17 protein-coding genes are annotated in these 21343 nt (G+C 53.2%); 5 read left to right on the forward strand and 12 right to left on the reverse strand.

Annotation, left to right across the window (positions count from 1 at the left end):
• Positions 1-110: 110 nt before the first annotated feature.
• Positions 111-782, reverse strand: coding sequence for an energy transducer TonB (locus LZ463_RS23470; RefSeq protein WP_241458723.1), 672 nt, complete (start codon positions 780-782; stop codon positions 111-113).
• A 451-nt stretch (positions 783-1233) separates the two neighbouring features.
• Here LZ463_RS23470 and LZ463_RS23475 point away from each other — a divergent pair, with 451 nt between their 5' ends.
• Together LZ463_RS23475 and LZ463_RS23480 are read left to right on the forward strand one after the other, a co-directional pair.
• The gene (locus LZ463_RS23475; RefSeq protein WP_241458724.1) at positions 1234-1875 is read left to right on the forward strand and encodes a response regulator transcription factor; all 642 of its coding nucleotides are present in this window, start codon (positions 1234-1236) and stop codon (positions 1873-1875) included.
• A gap of 25 nt (positions 1876-1900) precedes the next feature.
• Complete coding sequence (locus LZ463_RS23480; RefSeq protein ID WP_241458725.1) at positions 1901-3421, forward strand: sensor histidine kinase; 1521 nt, start codon at positions 1901-1903, stop codon at positions 3419-3421.
• A gap of 34 nt (positions 3422-3455) precedes the next feature.
• On the opposite strand, the gene LZ463_RS23485 is transcribed toward LZ463_RS23480, so the two are convergent.
• Together LZ463_RS23485 and LZ463_RS23490 are read right to left on the reverse strand one after the other, a co-directional pair.
• Complete coding sequence (locus tag LZ463_RS23485; RefSeq protein WP_241458726.1) at positions 3456-5216, reverse strand: ATP-binding cassette domain-containing protein; 1761 nt, start codon at positions 5214-5216, stop codon at positions 3456-3458.
• Between the two features lie 312 nt (positions 5217-5528).
• On the reverse strand, positions 5529-6392 hold the full coding sequence (locus tag LZ463_RS23490; protein WP_241458727.1) for a dioxygenase family protein: 864 nt from the start codon (positions 6390-6392) through the stop codon (positions 5529-5531).
• 236 nt (positions 6393-6628) lie between these two features.
• On the opposite strand from LZ463_RS23490, the gene LZ463_RS23495 reads away from it, so the two are divergent.
• Both LZ463_RS23495 and LZ463_RS23500 read left to right on the forward strand, forming a co-directional pair.
• Positions 6629-7318 (forward strand): response regulator, encoded by a 690-nt coding sequence (locus LZ463_RS23495; protein ID WP_241458746.1) that lies wholly within the window; start codon positions 6629-6631, stop codon positions 7316-7318.
• 8 nt (positions 7319-7326) lie between these two features.
• On the forward strand, positions 7327-8550 hold the full coding sequence (locus tag LZ463_RS23500; protein WP_241458728.1) for an ATP-binding protein: 1224 nt from the start codon (positions 7327-7329) through the stop codon (positions 8548-8550).
• On the opposite strand, the gene LZ463_RS23505 is transcribed toward LZ463_RS23500, so the two are convergent.
• The 9 genes from LZ463_RS23505 to LZ463_RS23545 all read right to left on the reverse strand — a co-directional run bounded on the left by LZ463_RS23505 (position 8551) and on the right by LZ463_RS23545 (position 20826).
• Positions 8551-9939 carry a sensor histidine kinase gene (locus tag LZ463_RS23505; protein WP_241458729.1) on the reverse strand — a complete coding sequence of 463 codons (1389 nt, stop codon included), beginning with the start codon at positions 9937-9939 and terminating at the stop codon, positions 8551-8553. It lies immediately after the preceding gene.
• Positions 9936-11270, reverse strand: coding sequence for a sigma-54-dependent transcriptional regulator (locus tag LZ463_RS23510; protein ID WP_241458730.1), 1335 nt, complete (start codon positions 11268-11270; stop codon positions 9936-9938). Before LZ463_RS23510 ends, LZ463_RS23505 begins: the two co-directional genes overlap by 4 nt.
• 33 nt (positions 11271-11303) lie before the next feature.
• Positions 11304-12551 (reverse strand): ABC transporter permease, encoded by a 1248-nt coding sequence (locus LZ463_RS23515; protein ID WP_241458731.1) that lies wholly within the window; start codon positions 12549-12551, stop codon positions 11304-11306.
• A gap of 7 nt (positions 12552-12558) precedes the next feature.
• Entirely contained in the window at positions 12559-13872 is a 1314-nt protein-coding gene (locus LZ463_RS23520) for an ABC transporter permease (protein ID WP_241458732.1), read from the reverse strand.
• 11 nt (positions 13873-13883) lie between these two features.
• Positions 13884-14627 carry an ABC transporter ATP-binding protein gene (locus LZ463_RS23525; RefSeq protein WP_241458747.1) on the reverse strand — a complete coding sequence of 248 codons (744 nt, stop codon included), beginning with the start codon at positions 14625-14627 and terminating at the stop codon, positions 13884-13886.
• 15 nt (positions 14628-14642) lie between these two features.
• A complete protein-coding gene (locus LZ463_RS23530; protein ID WP_241458733.1) occupies positions 14643-15911 on the reverse strand; it encodes an efflux RND transporter periplasmic adaptor subunit in 1269 nt (422 codons plus the stop codon).
• Between the two features lie 260 nt (positions 15912-16171).
• Positions 16172-18016 carry a M48 family metallopeptidase gene (locus tag LZ463_RS23535; protein WP_241458734.1) on the reverse strand — a complete coding sequence of 615 codons (1845 nt, stop codon included), beginning with the start codon at positions 18014-18016 and terminating at the stop codon, positions 16172-16174.
• Positions 18017-18403: 387 nt separating this feature from the next.
• Complete coding sequence (locus tag LZ463_RS23540) at positions 18404-19969, reverse strand: hypothetical protein (RefSeq protein ID WP_241458735.1); 1566 nt, start codon at positions 19967-19969, stop codon at positions 18404-18406.
• Complete coding sequence (locus LZ463_RS23545; RefSeq protein WP_241458736.1) at positions 19966-20826, reverse strand: ABC transporter ATP-binding protein; 861 nt, start codon at positions 20824-20826, stop codon at positions 19966-19968. Before LZ463_RS23545 ends, LZ463_RS23540 begins: the two co-directional genes overlap by 4 nt.
• A 216-nt stretch (positions 20827-21042) precedes the next feature.
• Here LZ463_RS23545 and LZ463_RS29150 point away from each other — a divergent pair, with 216 nt between their 5' ends.
• Positions 21043-21177: a hypothetical protein gene (locus LZ463_RS29150; protein ID WP_277624158.1), complete on the forward strand. Its 135-nt coding sequence runs from the start codon at positions 21043-21045 to the stop codon at positions 21175-21177.
• Positions 21178-21343: the final 166 nt, after the last annotated feature.

Consider the following 21343-nt stretch of genomic DNA (forward strand, 5'->3'; position numbering starts at 1 on the left):
GTTCCTGTCATGCAAGGACGGAGCAGCCAGCTGGTACAAAAAATGAGCTTTGTCAGAATAGATGCATATGGCATGCTTAAGGGAGGGACTGACAATGCCCATGCAAACTATCAATCCATCTTCCAGACGTACTGCACCTTGGTCCAGCTTTGTTGCGGTACGCCGTCTATGGTGCCCGGTTTGAAGCGGCACAGGGACAGGGCTTCGCTGGCGGCACGGTCGAGGGCGCGGGAGCCACTGCTGGCATCCATTCTGGTTTGTACTACACGGCCATCCGTGCCTACCAGCATGGACAAACTGACCGTGCCGGTTTCGCCGTTGCGCAGGGCGCTGGCAGGATAGACCGGTTTGTCGCAGGCATTGACATCGATGACTGCTGCAACGTGATGTGGTGCTCTCGCTTGCGGCGGTGCGATGGTATTACCTTCGTCGCTGCTGCCGCTTCTATCCATGGCTCCCTGGTTAAACTTGCCTTCGTTGCTGTCGGTGACGCGTGCAATGACGGGGTCAGTCGATGGCTTTGTTTCCGCTACTTCATTTTTGGGGATAAAGACCGGGTCAAGCGGTACTTTCAGTTCTGGCTTGAATTCCTTTGGCATTTCCGGTTCCACCGGTTTTTCCTTTTCAACCTCGGTCAAGATGAGGGGGCCATCGTTGTGTGGCGTGATTCTGATTTTCATATCGTTGAGGACAACTGCGAGCACGGCGATGTGCATGACAGCAACGATGCTTAACTGTGACATGCGCTTGAACGGCTGATGCTGGTTTTCTGTGAATTCCATGTTGTTCTCCAGGTTTTATGTCAGATCAGGCAAGCTCGGCAATGGGACAGTGCCAGGGCCATGCTGGATTGCATATGCATTACCAGAGGTGGCCAAGTGTCTGACCGCTGAATTGATATTTGCGTGCAATCCATGTGCTCTAAGATAGCAATAAAAATGTCACTTGAAAAGCATATATTTTGTGATTTTGTTGAAAATGATTAACTGGAAACAGACGGCAGGACATGCTTGACGCTTGCTTATTTGTGTTTTGTATCGATAACTATTCTTCTTAAGTATTTGTTTTTAAAAGAAAAATTATTATTTGTTGGAATGTATTCGATAAAAATCATTTATTCGCAGCCTGTATTGGTAAAAGCGGGTGTCTTTGCTAGTAAAAAGCATTACCATTGCGTCTGGTGAGCAAGAGCAAACACAGGCGTCTACATTAAAACAGGAAGGTGTTGTAAATATGCAAAACGCAATACGCGTCTTATTGGCTGATGATCATCCCATCGTCATGACAGGCTTTGCCATGTCCCTGGGGAATCTTGGCATTAATGTGCTGGAACAGGCCAGGACCCCGCAAGAGGCCTGCGAGCGATATGCGGCACTCAGGCCAGACGTGGCGATACTGGACATACGCTTTGGGGCCGAATTGACTGGGCTTGATGTGGCGCGCGACATACTTGCGCAATTCCCTGATGCAAAAATCGTCTTCCTCAGCCAGTTTGATCAGGATGCCCTGATCAAGGAAGCCTATCGTCTGGGAGCAAAAGCCTTTGTCACCAAGGACTGCGATCCCGCTGACCTGGCCACTGCGGTGCAGCGTGCGCAGCAGGGTGAATTGTATTTCCTGCCACATATCGCCGAGCGTCTGGCAAACCTGTCGGTACGTGGTGATGAATCACCGCAGTCCCTGCTCAACGAGCGCGACCTGGAAATTTTCAAACTGATGGCAGAAGGGCTGACCAATGCAGAAATTGCCGAGCGACTTGATCTGTCCCTGAAAACCATCAGCAATATCAGCCAGGCCATCAAGGAAAAACTCGGGGTACACAGGCCTGCCTATATTACCAAGCTGGCTGTCAAGCACGGACTGATTGCGCCGTGATGCACCTTGCCCCGGGTGGAATCAAATGAATTTCAGTGTCCTGCTCTGGCGTAACTGGGATGTGCGTTCGCGCCTGTTTCTGATCATCCTGCTGCCGGTGATCTACATGTTCTGTTCCATTGTCTGGTACTCCTACCATTCGCGTCTGCAGGAGGCGCAGACAGAACTGGCTGAACGCGCACGCGTTGTGTCGACAGCACTGGCAGAAAGCGTGGAATATAATCTGCTTACCAAGAATATGTCCGGCCTGAAAAATACCATGACCGACGTCATGCAGTCAGACCGCAACATACATCGCATCGATGTGATGGACCCGGACAAGAAAAACATTGTCCACATCATTTCCATGGACAAGGTGCAGGAAGTGTCGCGCTATGCCGAAGTGCCGGTCAAGCGTCGACAACTGGTCAGGCTCAACCTGATGAAGGATGCTGAGCAGGAACAGTCCGGCATCTGGCCGCTCGATACCAGCGAACATGACAAAGCCAGCGTGATAAGTGACGATGACGATGTGCTGGGTTATGTCAGGGTCACCATGTCGACGGATCGCATGCTTGACAAACATAAACAGCGTTTCGTTTTTGAACTGGGACTGAGCGCGCTGGCCATGTTCGTCAGCGCCGTGCTGGCAGTGTACCTGGCGCTGAGCCTGACGAGCCCCTTGCAGACATCAATAGAAACCCTGCGTGAAATCCGTGAGGGTGATTATTCCACCACATTGGCAGTGACTACCGGTGGCGAGATCGGTGACCTGCAGACCTCCATCAACGCCATGTCGGTCAGCTTGCAGCAAGCCAAGCAGGACCTGGAAAACAAGGTGCAGGAAAGAACCCAGGACCTGATGGCTTCGCGTAATGAAGCCCTGAAAGCCAATGCAGAAAAACGCAAGCTTATCCAGAAAGTGCACAGCATCGTTGAAGACGAACGTAAAAGCATCGCCATTGAAATCCATGATGAATTGAATGCTTCATTGATCGCCGCCAGGCTGGAGGCGCAACGCATACAGCATCTTGCTGCGCAAATTGATGCCAGTCCCGTCACTGTGGAAATCCAGGAGCGTGCCAAAGCCATTACCAAGCTGACCCTGGACCTGTATGCGAATGGCCGCAATCTGGTGCGCCGCCTGAGACCAGAAGTGCTGGACATGTTGGGACTGCAAGGTGCTGTGGAAGACATGCTCAGGCATTACAATACCAACGCTCAGGGTTGCCAGTTTCATTTCGACAGTGAAGGAGATTTTGCCCAGCTTGACAGTGCGCTGGCGATATCTGCCTACCGCATCATCCAGGAGGCGCTGTCCAACATACTCAAGCATGCACTGGCGACACAGGTCGAAGTGGCTTTGACATTGCTGCCAGACTTACAGGTGCTGCAAATTGAGGTCAGCGATAATGGCAGCGGTTTTGACATACACCACAATACTGAAGGCATAGGCATCACCGGTATGCGTGAACGGGTGGCAGCTTTCAATGGGGAATTTGATTTGCGTTCTTCTACCGAAGAAGGTACGCAAATCATGATAAGACTACCTTTGACACCGGCATGACGCTGTCATGGGTGTCAAGGCAGGGGAGGCGAGATTAACGCTGTTCCAGCAGTTGGTTCAGGCGCAGAATCTCTTCACGCCAGAGGGTCTGCTGATGCGGCTTTTGATGTCTGGCTTTACGAGCCAGGTCAGCCTGCAATAAATCCTCGAGTTCACACAGACGCAACAGCAGGTTTTCAGCGTCCAGACCCGCAGGCTGCATCGGTGCCAAACTATTGCTGGCTGGGGCCTGAGCATGATCAATGCTGGCCTGGCCGGGCCTTTGCCGCAAGCACTGATAGGCGCTTTCAGCATCGAGCCATCTTTGCATGCGGCCATCTTGCACCACCCAGAATTCGTTACAGCTTTGTTCTATCAGGTCACGGTCATGCGATACCAGTAAGAATCCACCGGCGAAGCCAGAAAGGGCTGTCGTCAATTCCTTCTTGCCCTGCATATCGAGATGATTGGTCGGCTCATCAAGAAACAGCAGGTGATAACTGGCCATCGATAATGCCAGGAACAATAACCTGGCTCTTTCACCGCCACTCAGTGAGCCGACTGTTTGCTGATGCCGGTGATAGGGAAAGCCTGCAGAAATCAGCGCCTGTTTGCGCGCCAGTTCTGTCCTTGCCACATCAGAGCCGGCTACAAACGGATACAGTGCGTCAGGCAGGCTGGCTGCACTGTCCAATTGTTGCAAGGATTGATCGTAATAACCTATCTGTGCAGCGGCATGCCAGCGGATTGCTGCACTGGTTTCAGTCGACAGAATGGTTTGCCAGCAAAGACGTAGCAAGGACGACTTGCCCGTACCATTGGCGCCGAGCAGCGCAATCTTGCTACCGGACTTGATGCTCAATTGCTCCAGCCTGAACAGGACAGGCAAACCCGGTGCGGGGCTTACCTCAAGTTCAGCCAGTTGCAGCAAGTGATTGGCTGCCGCAGCCTTGCCATGCAATTGCAAGGTCCAGGGTACACCCTCGGTGACTGTGGTCTGCTCATCCTTGAGTTTGTCCACCCGTCTTTGCATGGTCTTGGCCTTGCGCGCGAGGTCTTCATTATCATAGGTGCGACCCCAGATCGCCAGCCTTTTGCTGCTCGCCGTCAGTCTGTCTATTTCATCCTGTTCGGCGTTACGCCTGGCTTGCGCGGCCAGGTCGGCGGCCGCCAGCGACCGCAATGCGGCGGAGCAGGGCTGGTCGAAACAGGTGATTTGCCTGTCGCGCAAGATCCAGCTTTGCCGGGTCACGCGGTCGAGCAGGCGCTGGTCATGTGATACCAGGACAAAAGCGCCTTTCCAGCTCAGCAGAAATTCTTCCAGCCACAATAACGAGGGCAGGTCGAGATGATTGCTGGGTTCGTCAAGCAACAGGAGATTGGGATCGCGCAAGAGGGCGCGACCGAGCAGGAGCCGGGTATGTTGCCCGCCAGACAGGGATTTGACGGCAACGCTTGCAGTGGTGACATCAATGTCCAGCTCATGCAGCAGGCTGTCGACCCGCCAGTGTGATTCTGGCTGATCTGCATGATCGTCCATGGCCGCCAGCATGGCGTCGTAAAGACTGAGATCATGCAGTTCCTCCGGTAGTTGCTGCTCTACGTATTGCAGCCGGCATAACCTGGCCATTTGTATACTGCCGCTGCTGGCCTGGCGCAATCCTGCCAATAGCGATAACAGCGTGGATTTGCCGCTGCCGTTGTGGCCTATCAAGCCTATGCGCTGGCCGATTTGCAGGGTGAAGTTAAGATTCTGGAACAACAGGCCGTGGCTGGTTTCCAGTTGTAATGCTTGTGCAGATAATAAGGTAGTCATGCTCTTGTCTTGGATTGGGGATGCAGGCATCCACGTCAACAGGAGCGCTAACGATAGCGAGCCGAGAACAGGCTCAGTGAAGAATGATGAGTAGGATTGCTCTCGTCTTGTTATCGCTGCGCGATGGATTCAGGACAAGAGATGACACATACACCAAAGGTGCGTATGCCGCAGATGGCATACTTGATTACTTCCATGTTTCCTCCTTTCTTTTCAAAGAGTGATAGACGAATGTAATTCTATGCACATTCCGGGCAACAGACAAGCTGACGCTAACTCATGCCCATTGTCGCCCGGCAAAGTCAGGATCACTCAGGCGGCAATACCTACGGTCAGGGTAACCACATAACCCAGTGTGGCATTCCCGGTGACGCTGACCATTTGCAGGCTGGTGCCGTCACTGAAGACATTGTCAGTTGCATACGTGATTTGCGCGAGGTTACGCACGCTGGTGCTGTAGCCGGTGGCCTGATAGGCTTCATTCAGTGTCGCCATGGGGAAGGTGAATTGTGATGTCTTGACCTTGTTGTTGGCGCTGCTGACTTTGGCCAGACTAGGGTAGATCTCAAAATGTACATGCGGGATACGTCCTGAATAACAACCAGGGAAGATCGAGGTGAAACTGACATTGCCACTGCTATCTGTCACTTGCACGCCGCGCAAGTAGTTTTCTGCAGTAACGCCAGACGAATACATGGAGTAATTGCCATCTCTATCACAATGCCACAGATAAATGGCGTAACCTGCCAGGGAGGCGCAGCTCGATTGGGTATTCACCAGTTGCAGCTTGATCGTCAGAGGTACACCTGCCGCGACACCGCTGGCACCGGCAATGCTGGAGCGTATATCACTGCGGACTATACCTGACAGCAGCAAGGCATTGGCAATGCCGCTGCCATTGCTGTTGCTGCCGTCACCAGGGTAGGGACCAGCTGTTTCTTCGGGAATAACACTGCAGGAACTGCTGGTGCCTGTATTTGAGCTGCTGCCTGTCGTGGTACTTGTACTGGTAGCTGCAGTACTTGCCGTGGTCGCGGTGGCATCACTGCCGCCGCCACATCCCAGCAAGCTCACAGCCCCACTGGCGCCGAGCCAGCGCAGCATTTGCCTGCGGCTGCTGGCGGTACGTAATAAGGTGTTCAAGTCTGTTTCCAGTTGTGGCAGATGCTTGCTCATGATGCTTTCTCCTGTGTGGCTGTGCTTGTTTGGTGATGGTCTGGGCCTGGTTGCCAGGCCACTTCCCGGTTGCTGCATTGTGTTGCCGCCAGCTGTTAAGCGCGGTAAAGCAAAGGTAAAGTTAGGTAAGGAATTTGTTAAAACTACCAGACTGTAAAAGCAGGTAAATTTTGCTGGCAGGTGGCCTGATTTTGTTATGATCGTCAACACTTCCCACAGCGTATTTGTCCGACAACATGACCAAGGTATTGCTTGCAGACGATGATGTAGAACTGGTAGGCATGCTCAAGGAATATCTTGAGCGTGAAGGCTTTGCCATTTCCACGGTCCACGACGGGGAACAGGCCGTGCAGGCCGTATCGACCGGGCAGTATGCAATAGCCGTGCTCGATGTCATGATGCCAAAAATGAATGGTATTGATGCATTGCGCCAAATCCGTGGCGGGAGTCGTATCCCTGTCCTGATGCTGACGGCGCGCGGGGATGATGTGGATCGCATCATCGGTCTGGAACTGGGGGCCGATGACTACGTGCCCAAACCTTGCACTCCGCGCGAATTGCTGGCCAGACTCAGGGCCATTTTGCGCCGCACACAGGTTGGTGTTACTGCCGACCATGAGCGGCAATGCCTGGTTGTCGGCGCCCTGCAATTATGGCCGGGACAACGCCGCGCAGAATGGAATAAGCAGATGCTGGACCTGACCAGCACCGAATTCACCTTGCTGGAATTGCTGGCAAAAAATGCGGGTCAGACCGTCAGCAAGAGTGACTTGTCTGAACAGGGCCTGGGCCGGCCATTAGCCAGGTTTGACAGAAATATCGATGTCCACCTGAGCAGCATACGGCAAAAAATCAGTGCCTTTGCGGATGGCCGTACGGTTATCCAGACCGTATACCGGCAGGGTTATATGCTGACGCGTGACTGATGCCATCAATGCTGACAACATCAAACACCATGGGACGACTGTTCTGGAAATTCTTCTTCTTTATCTGGCTGGCGCAATTGACCGCGATCGCCGGTATCAGCACCACCTTGTGGCTGAAACATCTCAATGAAGAAGCAAATTCTGCTGCCAGGCAGCATCCCGATTTGAACGGACCACAAGAGCATGGCATGCCGCCGGGGCCGGTGGGAAGTTTTCACCCGGATGGTGGGCCGGAGGAGCGCCTGGGTACGCCGCCCAAATCATTGCCCGAGCGTGGAAAATCGCCGCATGGAATGCGAGGACCTGCGCCTGACGGAGGTGGTTCGCGTACCTTGATCCCCATGGTTACCGCCCTGATCGCCAGTCTGCTGTTTGCCGCATTGATGGCCTGGTATATGTCCAAACCCATACGCAGACTCAGCGAAGCCTTTCACGCGCTGACCAATGGCAAACTGCATACGCGCATAGGCGACAGTATGGGGCACCGTCAGGACGAATTGACCGCGCTTGGACGTGATTTTGACCGCATGGCCGAGCAATTGACGGGTTCGCTGCAAAACCAGCGTCGCCTTCTGCATGATGTGTCACACGAACTGCGTTCTCCACTGGCCCGTCTGCAGGCAGCGATAGGCCTGGCCCGGCAACAGCCGGACAAGGCAGAAGAATACATGGTGCGCATGGAGCGTGAAGGCATGCGCATGGACAAGCTGGTGGGCGAATTACTGACCTTGTCACGGCTGGAGTCAGGTACTCCGGCTGGACAGGAGCTGATACATAGTGATGAACTATTTGCTGAACTGGCTGACAATGCACGTTTTGAAGCAGAAACTGCCGACAAGAAACTCATCCTGGCCTATTCAGCAGAAGAGTTGAGCAAAATTAGTCTGATCGGTCGCTATGAACTGCTGCACAGAGCCATAGAAAACGTTTTGCGTAATGCCATACGTCATACTCACGCCGGGACATCCGTGATGTTGCAGGCTGGGGTCAAGGAAAAAGCCCTGCATATCTCTGTACTTGATGAGGGCAGTGGTGTGCCTGAGGCAGAATTGCAGACTATCTTCCATCCTTTTTATCGCAGCCCCCTGGCTGAGCAAAGCAGCGAAGGTTACGGACTGGGCCTGGCCATCACACAAAGGGTGATACAGGCGCACGGTGGCAGCATAGTCGCGAGTAATCGCAGTAGCGGTGGCCTGTGCATGCATATCGTACTGCCGATAGTATTGCATTGACTACGGTAAGCCGGTCTGTGATGGCAGGAACAGGCTGACAGTCAGCCCCCCGCCTTCACGATTTTGCAGGGTGATGCGGCCACCGTGGGCTTCGATGATTTCGCGCACCAGAGCCAACCCCAGGCCGGTACCACTGCGTTTGGTTGAATAGAAGGGAATGAGCGCATTTGACATGACGGTGTCACTCATGCCGTTGCCCCGGTCCATGACTTCTATCCTGGTGACTCCCTGTAAGATCTTGATGTTCAGGCAGACTTCGTCAGCGCGTGAACCTGATTCGTGCGCATTTTTCAGCAGGTTCAGCAAGGCATGTTCCATCTGCGCCTGATCAAAAATGACGGGCTCTTCCGGCAATCCATCCATGATGGTGAAGACGACTTGTGACTTCAGGCCATTGATAAACCTTGTCCAGTTGGTCGCTTCCAGTCTCGGTGTTGGCAACTTTGCAAACCTGGCGTAGCCATCAATGAAACTTTCCAGATGACGCGTGCGCTCTTCTATGGTTTGCAAGATGGATGGCAGACGTTCGGTCTGTCCGCGGCTGACCAGTATTGCAGCCGAATTCGCCAGTGAGGCCACTGGCGCCAGGGAATTGTTGAGTTCATGGCTGATGACACGGATGACCTTTTTCCAGGTCTGCACTTCCTGACGGCGCAATTCCACAGTCAGGTGGCGCAGCAGAAATAACTCATGGTGCCTGCCATTGAGGCTGAAATGGCGGCGCGCCAGGTGATAGACTTCTTCCTCTTCATCTGCCGCTGCGGCATTGACAGTGAACAGGCCGTCGCCGCCACGTTCAATGGCTTCGCGCAACGACGATGATACCTGTAGCAGTACTTCGGCAAAGCTGTAGCCTTCGAGTTTCCGGCTCTGGTTAAGTAGTTGTCGGGCCGCCAGATTGGCAAAGACGATGGGGCCATGATCAGCCACCAGCAGCATGGCTACCGGGGTATTCTGCACCATGGTGTCGAGCAGCAATTCCCTTTGCACCAGGTCCAGTCTTTGTTGGCGCAAAACATCACCAAGGACATTGTGGGCTGCAACCAGTTCACCAAGTTCATCCTGATGTGGCCAGTGCACACCAAAGGAGAAATCATTGTCGCTATAGCTGAGTACCGTACCAGCGAGGGTATGGAACAGACGTATGATGGGGTGCAGCATGCTGCGTATGACACCAATGCCTAGCGGAACGATGATGAACAGGCTCAGCATGCAGGCAAGGCCGGCCCTGTCCGGCAGCAGGTAAAACATGCCGTAGCTGATCAGTACAGCCAGTGCCAGCAGGCCCAGCACCACCATACTGATGTGCGTGATCAGTGAGACCCGCAAACCGCGGCTGGCAGTTGCATTGCGCAATGCCTGGTCTTGTTGTGCCGCGTCGGGTTTCATGCGTTGCGGCTGATACCCAGCCTGTCCATGCGACGATACAGGGCCTGTCGGCTCAATCCCAATTCAGTGGCTGCCTGAGCCACCACGCCATGGGCTTTTTGCAGGGCGCGTTCTATGCTCTCTTTATCTGGCTCATTGTCGTTGTGCCAGCCTGATACCAGTGGCAAGCCCAGGTCAGCCGCCATGATTTCGGATTTGGCTGACAGCAGACAGGCACGCTGCATGACATTCTTGAGTTCCCTGACATTGCCTGGCCAGGAGTATTGCAGCAATGCCGCTTCACAACTGGCATGCAATACCTTGTCATTGTTGAGAAAATACTTTGCCAATGGCAGTATGTCGCCAGCACGTTCTGCCAGTGGCGGCAGATGTAGCTCGATCACATTCAGGCGATACAGCAGGTCCTGGCGAAAGCTGCCTGCCCTGATCATGGCTGGCAAATCAGCGTTAGTCGCACTGATGACACGTACCTTGACCTGTCTTTCCCTGTTTGAACCCAGTCGTTCGAAACGTCCGGTTTCCAGCACGCGCAACAATTTCATCTGTCCAGCCAGGGGCAGGTTACCGATCTCATCGAGGAACAGCGTGCCGCCATCGGCTGCCTCAAACTTGCCTTCGCGCGCCTTGCTGGCACCGGTATAGGCGCCAGCTTCTGCGCCAAAAAGCTCGGCCTCTATCAATTCTGCCGGCAGGGCGCCACAGTTGAGTATGACAAAGGGGCCGTCCCTGACGCTGGAATTGGCCTGTATGATTTCTGCGATGCGTTCCTTGCCTGCGCCATTGGGACCAGTAATCAGGACTGGCACATCGGCACGAGCCACCTGGCAAGCCATACCCAGTATTCTCTCAGTTGCCGTATCATTCCAGACCAGATTGCAGAGATTGTATTTCTGCTCAAGCTCACGTTTCTGCTTGCGTTCCCTTTGTACTCTTTGCTGCAGGGCGCGGTTGCTCTGACCCAGTTCTATCAGGTTTCTGACGGTAGTCAGCAGTTTCTGGTCATTCCAGGGTTTGCCGAGGTAATCGGCTGCCCCCGATTTGATCAGGTCGACGGCCGTATCAAGATGCGTCCAGGCAGTCAGCAGGATAACCGGCAAGTCCGGATAGCGTTTGCGTATTTCGGCAAACAGGGTACGCCCCTCCTCGCCTGAAGTGGTGTCTTCAGTAAAGTTCATGTCCTGTATGACCAGATCCACGTTTTGCTGCCCCAGCATCGCCAGACCTTCGTCAGGCGATGCTGCGCAAATGGCATCAATATCATGCAGTGAAAACAGCACTTCCAGTGCCACTGCAACGGTGGCGTTATCGTCGATAATCAATACAGTAGGCATCGTTGGGGCAAGTAATGGGCTCGCGGCCGGGTTTCAGATGCCACGCGTTGCCGTTGCCGGTGAAATGGCAGCGGCACGTGCGGCAGGTCCAACTACTGCGATGATACCAAGTATCCAGAAGATGATGCTACCAGTAATCAAATATGGTACAGGCAGCTTGCTCAATTCAAGTTTGCTGACCAGCAGCTGGTTGAGGGCAATGGCCGACGCCACGCCACAAAAAATGCCAACAGTGGTAATCATGATGTTCTCGGTGATGAAGTAGCGCAAGATATCCGTACGGCGGGCGCCGAGGGCGCGGCGTACGCCGATGTGCTTGCGGCGCTGTGTTACCCAGAGGCTGGAGATACCGACGATGCCGCTGGCTGTCACCAGCAAGAGCAGTACACAAACGGCAATCAGCATCCAGGCCAGGCCGACGTCTGCGCGATAACGTTTGCTGCGATCCTCTTCCATCGTGCGGGTACGAATGATCAGCGGCGAAGCCGAGGCCGTACGCAGGGCTGTTTCCACATCTTTCATGACACGATCACGTTGCCCCGGTTCTGCACGTATGGAAAAGACTGAGTACGGGTCATTGCTCAGACGTATGGGCAGAATGACGGACATCTCTCCTTCGGGACCATTTTGTGCACCGTGGGTTTGCAAGCCTTCTATGACACCGATGACGCGGGTGAGCTGGGCATCACTGCCGCTACCAAAATAAATGACTTTCCCTATTGCCGAGGTGTCAGCGGGAAACAGTTTTTCCGCCAGTTTTTTGGTAATGATGACTGTATCAACAAAATCCCTGCTGGTGCTTTCATCAATCTCACGATAATCGCCGGCATTAAAATCGCGACCTTCTATTAATTTCAGGCCCCAGATGCGATTTAATGAATCTGCCGTGAGGTACATTGAAACACTGGCGCTTGGCGTGGTTTGCTTCAGATCCAGATAAATACTGCTGGTGCTGCCCGAGCGCGATATCGGTACCTGCGAGACACGTACGACGCCAGAGACGCCGGCGACGGCACGCATGGTTGCCTCATCCTGTTTTTGCTGGGCAATCTGGGCCGCATGGTCACCGAGCTTGCGGTTGCTGATGCCCAGGCTGAACATGTCATTTTCGGCGACAACTCCGCTGGGGCGTGCAACGACAGCCAGCCTCAGATTGACGATATAAACGGCATTTGCAAGGATGGCCAGGCTGATGGCGACCTGAAGCGCCACCAGGATGGCGCCTGTCTTGCTGCGCATCAGGGCAGACAGGATGGGGCGGATTTCGAGATTCATTTTCATGTTGTTCTCATTGTGATTTAAGTTGTATGGCTGGTGTTACCTGGCAGGCGCGCCAGGTCGGGAACAGCCCTGCCAGCAAGGCGGCACATACCGACATGATGAAGGTCAAGCCCAGCATTTGCCAATCCATATGGGCAACGACAGTCAATTGCTTCGACTGCAGGCCAATCAGCGCCAGTGCGCCAAAGGCCAGTAGCAGACCTATGATGCCGCCAGCCAGACCGATGACACTGCTTTCTATCAGGAACTGGGTAAATATTTCCTTGCGCGACGCCCCCAGGGCACGGCGCACACCAACCTCCGACGCTCTCACTGAGAATTTGGCCAGTAACAAGCCAATGGTATTGACCAGGCAAAGTATGAGGAAACCAAAAGCCAGCCAGGCCGACAGGCGATTGTCATTGCCAACGACCTTGGTTTCTTCCAGCCACTCCATGACATTAAAAATCCGGTTTTTTGCCTGACGCTTGAAACGGCCCAGTTTGTTCTGTTCGCTGGTGTAATTGTCGAGGTAACTGAGCAATTCTTGCCGCTGCGACGCTGACTTCAATTCAAACCAGAAGTGTATCCAGGTGCATTCGGATTTCAGGCGTCCCTGCCAGCCGGGTTCGGTATCGCCGGAACAGCTCATGCCGCCGTCATGGGTGATTTCATGGCGGATGGCCGTACTGAAAGGTATGAAAAATTCATCATAGACACCAAATGCAGCGGAACGTCCGGTATAGCGGTAATAGCGTGGGCTGGGTTCCCAGGTATCGAGAACGCCAACGATCTTGAACTCTTGACCTATCATGGTCAGGTGCTGGCCGACAGGGTCAATGTTGCCAAACAGTTTTTCAGACAAGGCGCGGCCCAGTACAACGACATCGGCTGCTTTGTTGTCGCTCTCCGCTTCCCAGGCACCTCCATACAGGAAAGGGGTATCAAACATGGCGAAAAAATCGCGGGTTGATGCATTACCTGACGCTGTCAGCGGAATAATGTCCTTGCGCGAAGGTTCTATGGACATTTCCACGCCATACATGGCTGAGCGTCTTTCGCCCTGTTTGCTGTTGAGCAGATTGATTGAATCCTGGTAACTGAGCTGGTGATCGTTTGGCTTTTCACCAGGGACGTAGCCTTTGACGGGGCCATTGTCCATCAGGGGAAAGATCAGTCGGCTGCTTTTTTGCGGAATGGGATCCCCCGACATGACGTGTAGTATGGTCAGTGTCGACACACTCGCTGCCACACCGATGGAAAGGGTCAGTACCATCAGGGCGGTTAGCAAGGGATTGCGGCGCAGGCTGCGTATGCCAAGCAGGAAGTAGTAACGTATCATTCTGCTGCTCCTCAGGCGACAGCGGAGCGCTGGTCTTCGTTGGCTGAATCAGCTTCGGCCTTGGTATCATATAGCGATGGCATCCTGCGCACCAGGTCGCTGACCTGACCATCAATAATATGTACGTTGCGCTGCGCACGTACAGCCAGTTCGGGATCATGGGTGACCATCAGTATGGTCGTGCCCTTGGCATTGATTTCTTCCAGCAATTCCATGACACTGCGCGCCATTTGCGTGTCAAGATTACCGGTTGGTTCATCTGCCAGCAAGACCTTGGGAGAGCCTGCCAGGGCGCGGGCAATGGCCACCCTTTGCTGCTGACCGCCGGACAACTCAGCCGGGTGATGTTTCATGCGAGAAGCCAGACCGACCTGGGCCAGCGCTGCTTCTATGCGCTCCTTGCGCTCGGCGGTATTGAAGCCGCGATAGCGCAGCGGCACGTCGACATTGTCAAACAGGTTCAGGTCAGGGATAAGATTGAAGCCCTGGAAGATGAAGCCGAGTTTTTCATTACGCAAGCGTGTACGTGCATTGTCGTTCATGCCTTTGACATTGATGCCGTCAAGCAGGTAGTCGCCATCATTGAATTCTTCCAGCAGGCCGGCGATGTTCAGGAAGGTGGTCTTGCCTGAACCCGACGGACCGGTCACGGTAACGAACTCTCCTTCCTTGACGTGGATATCAAAGCCGCGCAGGGCATGGGTTTCTATCAGGTGAGTACGATAGACTTTGCTCAGACTTTTCATGCGTAACATAATGTGTTCTTTCATTTAGTTATTGATGGAAACGCTGTTGGCGCTTTCAAAGGTATCGGTACCTGATATCACGACTTTGTCGCCGTCTTTCAGACCACTTACAATTTCAACTGCAGAGATACTGGTGATGCCCAGTTTGATTGGCCGGCGTTGGGCTACACCGTTTTCCACGACATAGGCAAAACGTCCGCCTTCCGCTTCGACAAAGGGGCCACGCGGCAGGATCATCACATTGGATTTTTCTTCCATCAGCAAACGCGCCGATACACGTTGACTTTGCCGCAAACCTGACGGTTGTGCTCCGCTGAAACGTACCCTGGCCAATATCTGGTTCTTGATCACTTCAGGTGAGATGGCGGTCAGCGTACCCATGACCTTGTCACCATTGAGAATGATTTCTGCCTTCATGCCCAGGCCCAGGTCTGTCATATATGACTCAGGTATTTCGACTTCAACTTCGAGTTGCGACAGGTCCACCAGGGTCATCAGCGCCGTATTGGCAGCGACCACACTGCGGTTGGAGATGGCCAGGCTGCCGATGATGCCGTCCACCGGCGCACGTAATTTTAAGTCTTCTACCTTTCGTCTGGCATAGTCGAGGCTCAGGCGTTGACGCTGCAACTGACTCATCTTGGTTTTCAGCTCCAGACTGACATCTTCATTTTCCAGATCGGCTGCCTGGGCGGCATGTTTGGCGCGTATTTCGGTGGAGTGCATGGTGTCCTGAGCCTTCAGGAAATCATTCTTGGCGACTACACCCACGACACCGGCAGCTTCTATGCGCTGGAAGGCGCGCTGTGCTGCGATCTTGTCAATTTCGGCCTGGTCGGCATCACGACGGGCGATCAGCTTTTGCTTTTTTGCGAGTATTTGCTGACGGGCGACTTCTGCTTCCAGTTGCTCGGTATTCGACTGCTCACGCTTCAATTGATCAGTCAGGTCAGGTGAATCGATCTCTGCAACGATATCGCCTTTTTTAACGGTATCACCGGCATTGGCCTTCAGCGTCACGGTACCGCCTGCACTTGAATACAGGGTAGGGCTGATTGCCGCGACGATGCGGCCATTGACGGAGACATCCCTGACCAGGGTGCCATGGCTGACTGTGGCAATGCGCAGCCTTGATGCATTAACCGACTGGCTGCTGCTGCGCCATGCCGATGTCAGCAAAACCAGCGCCGTGATACCGGCGAGGCTGGCTGCGCCAACGATAAGCATGCGCTTGCGTTTTTGTCCCTTGTCGGCGGACAGTACCGTATCCTGGCCTGAGGTGTCTCGTATCATGATGTTCCCGTTAAACAGTTTTTACACTGTTGAGCAGAAATCATGCCAGTTGTAAGTCATTGATTTTTATGAGTTAATTTTTGGTGTCGATTTGTCCACAGTGTCCGTTCACCTGTCCGTACAGGTTGGCGTACACCTATTGCAGATACACCGCGTGATGTGCGGAGGCATTGATAAGCTATTAAGACGGAGTAAGGTGACAGGGTTGATGAGACGCTGGCAGCTGGGGCATCTGCCAGCGTCATAAGGGCTAGGTAGTGTTAATGGCTGAGTTGCAGGTGACGCATGACCTGGTGTCTGTGCCAGTAGTGGCCGGACACATTCTTGAATTCTTCGCGTACTTTCTTGATGCCGCTGAGTTTGACTTTCGTGGATTTGGGGCCGAGCATGCCTTTTTCCGGATGTTTGATCGTCAGGGTGTCTGCCAGCATGCCGTCTTCATATTCGTAAGTGCTGACCCTGTCCCAGGGAAGTGGCTCTTTCTCATCAGGCAGTAACCAGCCAGCATAAGTCACCTGTATGGATTTGCCTTCACTCAGTGAAAATTCCACGGGCGGGAAATAACGCAAGACCAGTTCACGCTCTTCCTCATTGGCTGGTTCAAAACGGTAGGCCAGGCTGTGTTCATGGGCTTGTGAAAAATTCTCTTCATACTCTGTCCACAAACGGTTTTCGATTTCGTCGGCCGTCTGGATGTCGGTGGCCCAGGTCTGTACGGGGACACTGGTGACGATGCTGCCATATTGTGATTCGGCGACCACATGGCCGACGTTTTTCATGCGTTCGCTCATCTTGGGATGGCTATCATAAGGATGCGGTACACTGGCATCCTTCATGGTATTGAGGAAATCAGAGGACTGCGCATAAGGGTACAGGCCGGAGGCAACGAATTGCGCAATACCGAGCCTGTTGCCCTGCTGCTCATTGCGGGAAAATAACTGATTCTCAATGTCCGAACGGTAAGTTGCATAAGCCGCCACCTTGATCAGGGAATTCACCACAGCAGCAGGCGCAACCACCTTGGCTGCAATGCGGTCAGCCAGGAACTCACGGTCGCGGCTATTGCGGGCAGAGGCAATTTCAAAAATCATGCGGTACAGACACATCAGATAAAACACCGTGACCACGTGAGCATTACCCATTTCACGGCAATATTGATCGTACTGTGCGAGTTTGGGGCCGAGTGCCGCACTATTGGCGGTATCACCACCGCGAAAGTGCGCGAGTTCATGAGCCAGTACGGCATCGGCTTCAGACTGGCTGAGCAGACGCAGCAGCGGTATGCTGATAAACAGGCTGCGCCCGCGCAGGCTCCTGCCGCTGACGTTCAGTGGTGATTCCGTCACAAAAAAGTTGGCGTCAATGCCGGCAACAATATGGTCAGGCGCGGCAGTTTTCAGGCGAGCAGCCAGGTCGCGTATGTGACGCCACAGACCCGGTGCAGCCTGCTCGGGAATCAACTCGCCCTGAATCTGGTTATTGCTGTGGACGCGCTTGAAAATATTGACGATGACATAGAACACCGCAATCGCCACAAAGATCACCGCCACGGCAATCAGTTTAATCGAATAACTGTGCATGAAATAGGCGGTCACCCAAAATGACAGCCACATCAGCATGGCGCCCTGCGCCATGGTTCCTGCGGCACTGCTAAGGGTGATCAGGCGCCAGCCTGCCACAAAACTCAGATACTGGATTTTTTCATTGAGAAAGGCCAGTGCGCTGAGTATTAAGACACTCAGCAACAATGCAGCGCCGCCGACAATGGTCCAGATGGCGATTTTTCTGGCCATGATGAATTGCCAGTTGTCTGAATAGCGGGCGCAGACACTGTCGCGATAGCTGGCTGCTTCAGGGCTGGTATTATCGCAAATCCGTGATGGCGGATTGCTGATGAAAAATCCCTGTTGCGATACTTTCTCTTCCGGGTTGAGGCTGGGATCAGTCGCAATCTGTTGCGTGACATGATCTATGAAAGCCTTGTCCTGTCGACTTTCCACATGCTCTGCAAACCAATAGGTGAATACCGGTATCAGGAACAGGGATAACAAGGAATACAGCAATATTTTTGCTAAGTCTTTCTTGAATGCTAATCCGGCAGACATAGGCGCTATAAATCCTGATGATGATCAAAGAGAGGAGCTGTGCCGTTGCCTGCCATGCTCCTGTGACAGAGTTTCTTTGCATGCAGCAAGCTGAGTCCAGACATATCTGTGCAAATGGAACAGGTGCCACAGACTGATAAAAGTGTATTGAAGATAATCAGCTAAAACAATCAAACTAAAGTCTGCTTACAATTAATACAATTTGCCTGGGTATTCTGTAACACCTTGTATTTTCCACAGCTTATCCCGTACTTGCCCACAGGAAAATGGCAGCTTATCCACGGCTTGTACACAGCTTATTTACAGCTTGTCCACAGCGGACAGGCAGTTTATACAGAGGTCCGGGTTTGCATGTTCCTGTGTGCAATATCAGCATCAAGCCTGTTTTCAGGTGAGTCGCCTCTGGTTATACCAATAGCCGCCAAACAGGGAGAGGACGGTGATGACACATTGGGTCAGTATGGTTTGCACATTGGCTGCGCCATTGAAGCCAAACACATCAATCATCGGTACTTTGGTGGCATTGACTGCCACGTACAGACCAAACAAAAACAGGGCCAGAAAAGTGCGCGATGTGCCGGACAGGCGACCAGCCAGGCTGGCTGCACCACTCATGCTGGCTATGCCGGACAGCAGAACCAGGGCGCGCAAGGGCTCGTGCATGCTCCAGCGCAGTACAATGACAACCATCATCAGCAAGCCAAGCAAGGCGGCAGTAATGAAATGCCGCAGATAGCGTTGTGCTATACCACCTGGCACTACCCCTGTTATTTCCTGGCAGGCATTCTGGTGGTCGCGACAACTGATGTCGCTGATCAAAATTCCCCAGCTTGCAACGCAGATGGTCAACAGACCTGACAGGGCGCTATAGGTGCTGATCAGTGACAATAGCGGCAGTACCAGCAGCGCCAGGCCTGCCATGGGTGTCATTGCCAGTGTCAATGCGAGATCGGCCATCACTTGACCCGTCATGCCTGGCAAACTTCGCGCCAGATGAAAGCATGGTTGCGCCAGTCTGGAAAAAGGCCGTAATAACTGATTGAGGTAAGTCAATGGCGAACGCCTTTTACTGGCTTGTGTCATCTTGACGCGGTCAGGTGAAAAGCGGTGGAACAGAATAAAAGAAGGGAGCAGGGGGATGACAGCCAGCGCTGTAGTCAACGCTCGCAAAGCCAGCATTTTTGATGACCATAATTGTGCAGGCAAGAGTATGCTCGCCAGCCTGCTGTCAAAACTGGCAATTCCCAAAGACAGATGTTCTGTGCCGACCATTGCCTTCAGATTGACCATGGATGTAGCTGTGCCAATAAAATCAACAACCATATAGATATTGACTTGTCCGGCAAGGGCTTTGTCAGCCTTTTCCATCAAGGCTATTTGTGCTATCCAGATAAAGAAAAAAATTACGTCCCCCAGCTTGCCCATTAGTGGAGAAAAGCTGTCAAAAAGTACCGCACAACTGACCACAAATAAAACCATGGGCAGCATGAGCGCCGCATAGGTCAGCAGGTATACACTGATCTCAATGGGACCGTCGCCACGCAATGCGTGACAGACCAGCATCGCCAATAGAAAAGCCAGAATCAGGCTCAGCAGATACACAACACCACCCAACCAGCGACCAAACAAAAAGCCGGCATTGCTTGCAGAGGTAGCAGCAATGACGCTACCTGCACCGCTACGCATATCTTCAGCGATGCGGCCCCGCGCCAGGTAAAAACCTGCCAGGCCAAACAAGAAACTTGCCAGCGAGGCACTTCCCAAAGCCAGGGCTGAACTGCTGTACAGCACCCGGGCATTTTTGATTGCAAGCAGCGTGGTGCCTGATTGCGGGTCCGGTATCATTGTCCAGGCCAGCACGATGACTGCCAGGACCGTCACCAGGCTGCTCAGGCGTCGCAAGCGCAGACGCATCTCGGTCAGCGCCACAATACAGGGCAGAAGCAGCTTCATGCTGTCACCCCTTGCGCTGCATAACGTTGTGCCATCAGGGCTTCTTCCAGGCTCGGTACAGCTTGGATTGCTCCGCTACAGGGCTGATGCGGATGGGCTATGCGCAGCATCAGTTGAGAGCCCTGTTTTTGTGTCTGCAGGACATGAACCTGATTACGCAGCTTGTCGTATTCCTCGTGGCCAATTTCAGCCGTCCAGATCTGTCCCTGTGCGTGCTGCAGAATTTTTTCCGGCGTTTCGAAGGCGATCAATTTTCCCTGACGCATGATGGCCAGCTGACTGGCTACGCTTTCCACATCTGACACGATATGGGTGGACATGATCACCAGTTTTTTAAAACCTAGTTCGCTTAGCAGTTGTCTGAAACGCAGTCTCTCCTCGGGGTCCAGACCTGCAGTTGGTTCATCGACGATCAGAATGTCTGGGTCATTGAGCAAGGCCTGGGCTATGCCCAGCCGACGCCGCATGCCGCCGGAAAAAGTCGCGGCCTGACGGTTTGCCTGATCATGCAGATTGACCATTTCCAGTAAGTGCCTGATCCTGGCTGGGTCACGTATGCCTTTAAGTGCCGCAAAATACTGCATGAACTCCAGCGCACTCAGATTGGGATAGACACCGAAGTCCTGAGGCAAAAAGCCCAGCCTTTGCCGGATAGCCTGCGGTTTCTTAACGATATCACTACCCTGGAAAAAAATACTGCCACTGGTCGGGCGTGCCAGTGTCGCCACCATTTGCATCAAGGTGGTTTTGCCAGCGCCATTATGTCCTATCAGGCCGACTACACCGTGGCTGAGATTGAGTGACAAGTCATGTACTGCTGTCAGTTTTTTTCCGAATTTTTTTGTGACATTTCGCATTTCCAGCATCTTGTCCCCGCGTCATCATGTTGTGAGAGTGAGGTGACTGTAAAGAAATGCAGCTTGATTTACCCTGGCATTGAGACGAATTGCGTAATTCGCGGTATGAAAGGGCATTTAGACGTCAGGATTATATTTTCTATAAAACGGTTAACAGGGAGATACAAGCCTATACTGGCTTACCACCAAGGCCCTGGTGTTCCCGGGAGCAAATTCATGAGTAAAGTTCAGCGTAGTAATAAAGAAACCAAGAAGCAGGCAGCCAGTACGCTTAAAGAAAAGAAAGCCGCCAAGCAAGCCAAGAGGGAGACAGGAACGATAGTTCCATGGACTCAGTGCACAGGCGCATAAAGTTCGATCGCTGCCCAAATACTTCCGACTGGTGCGCGCAGAGGTGAATTGATAGGTAGTCAGTATGCGGAGTTCCCTTGGAAAGGAACCCCGCATACCTAGCCATTACGTCGGCATGAACCTAGCCAGATACTCAGGCGAATTGAGGAACTGCCCGATCAGCGTA

The sequence above is a fragment of the Undibacterium paludis genome (assembly GCF_022568815.1).
Taxonomy (GTDB): Bacteria; Pseudomonadota; Gammaproteobacteria; order Burkholderiales; family Burkholderiaceae_D; genus Undibacterium.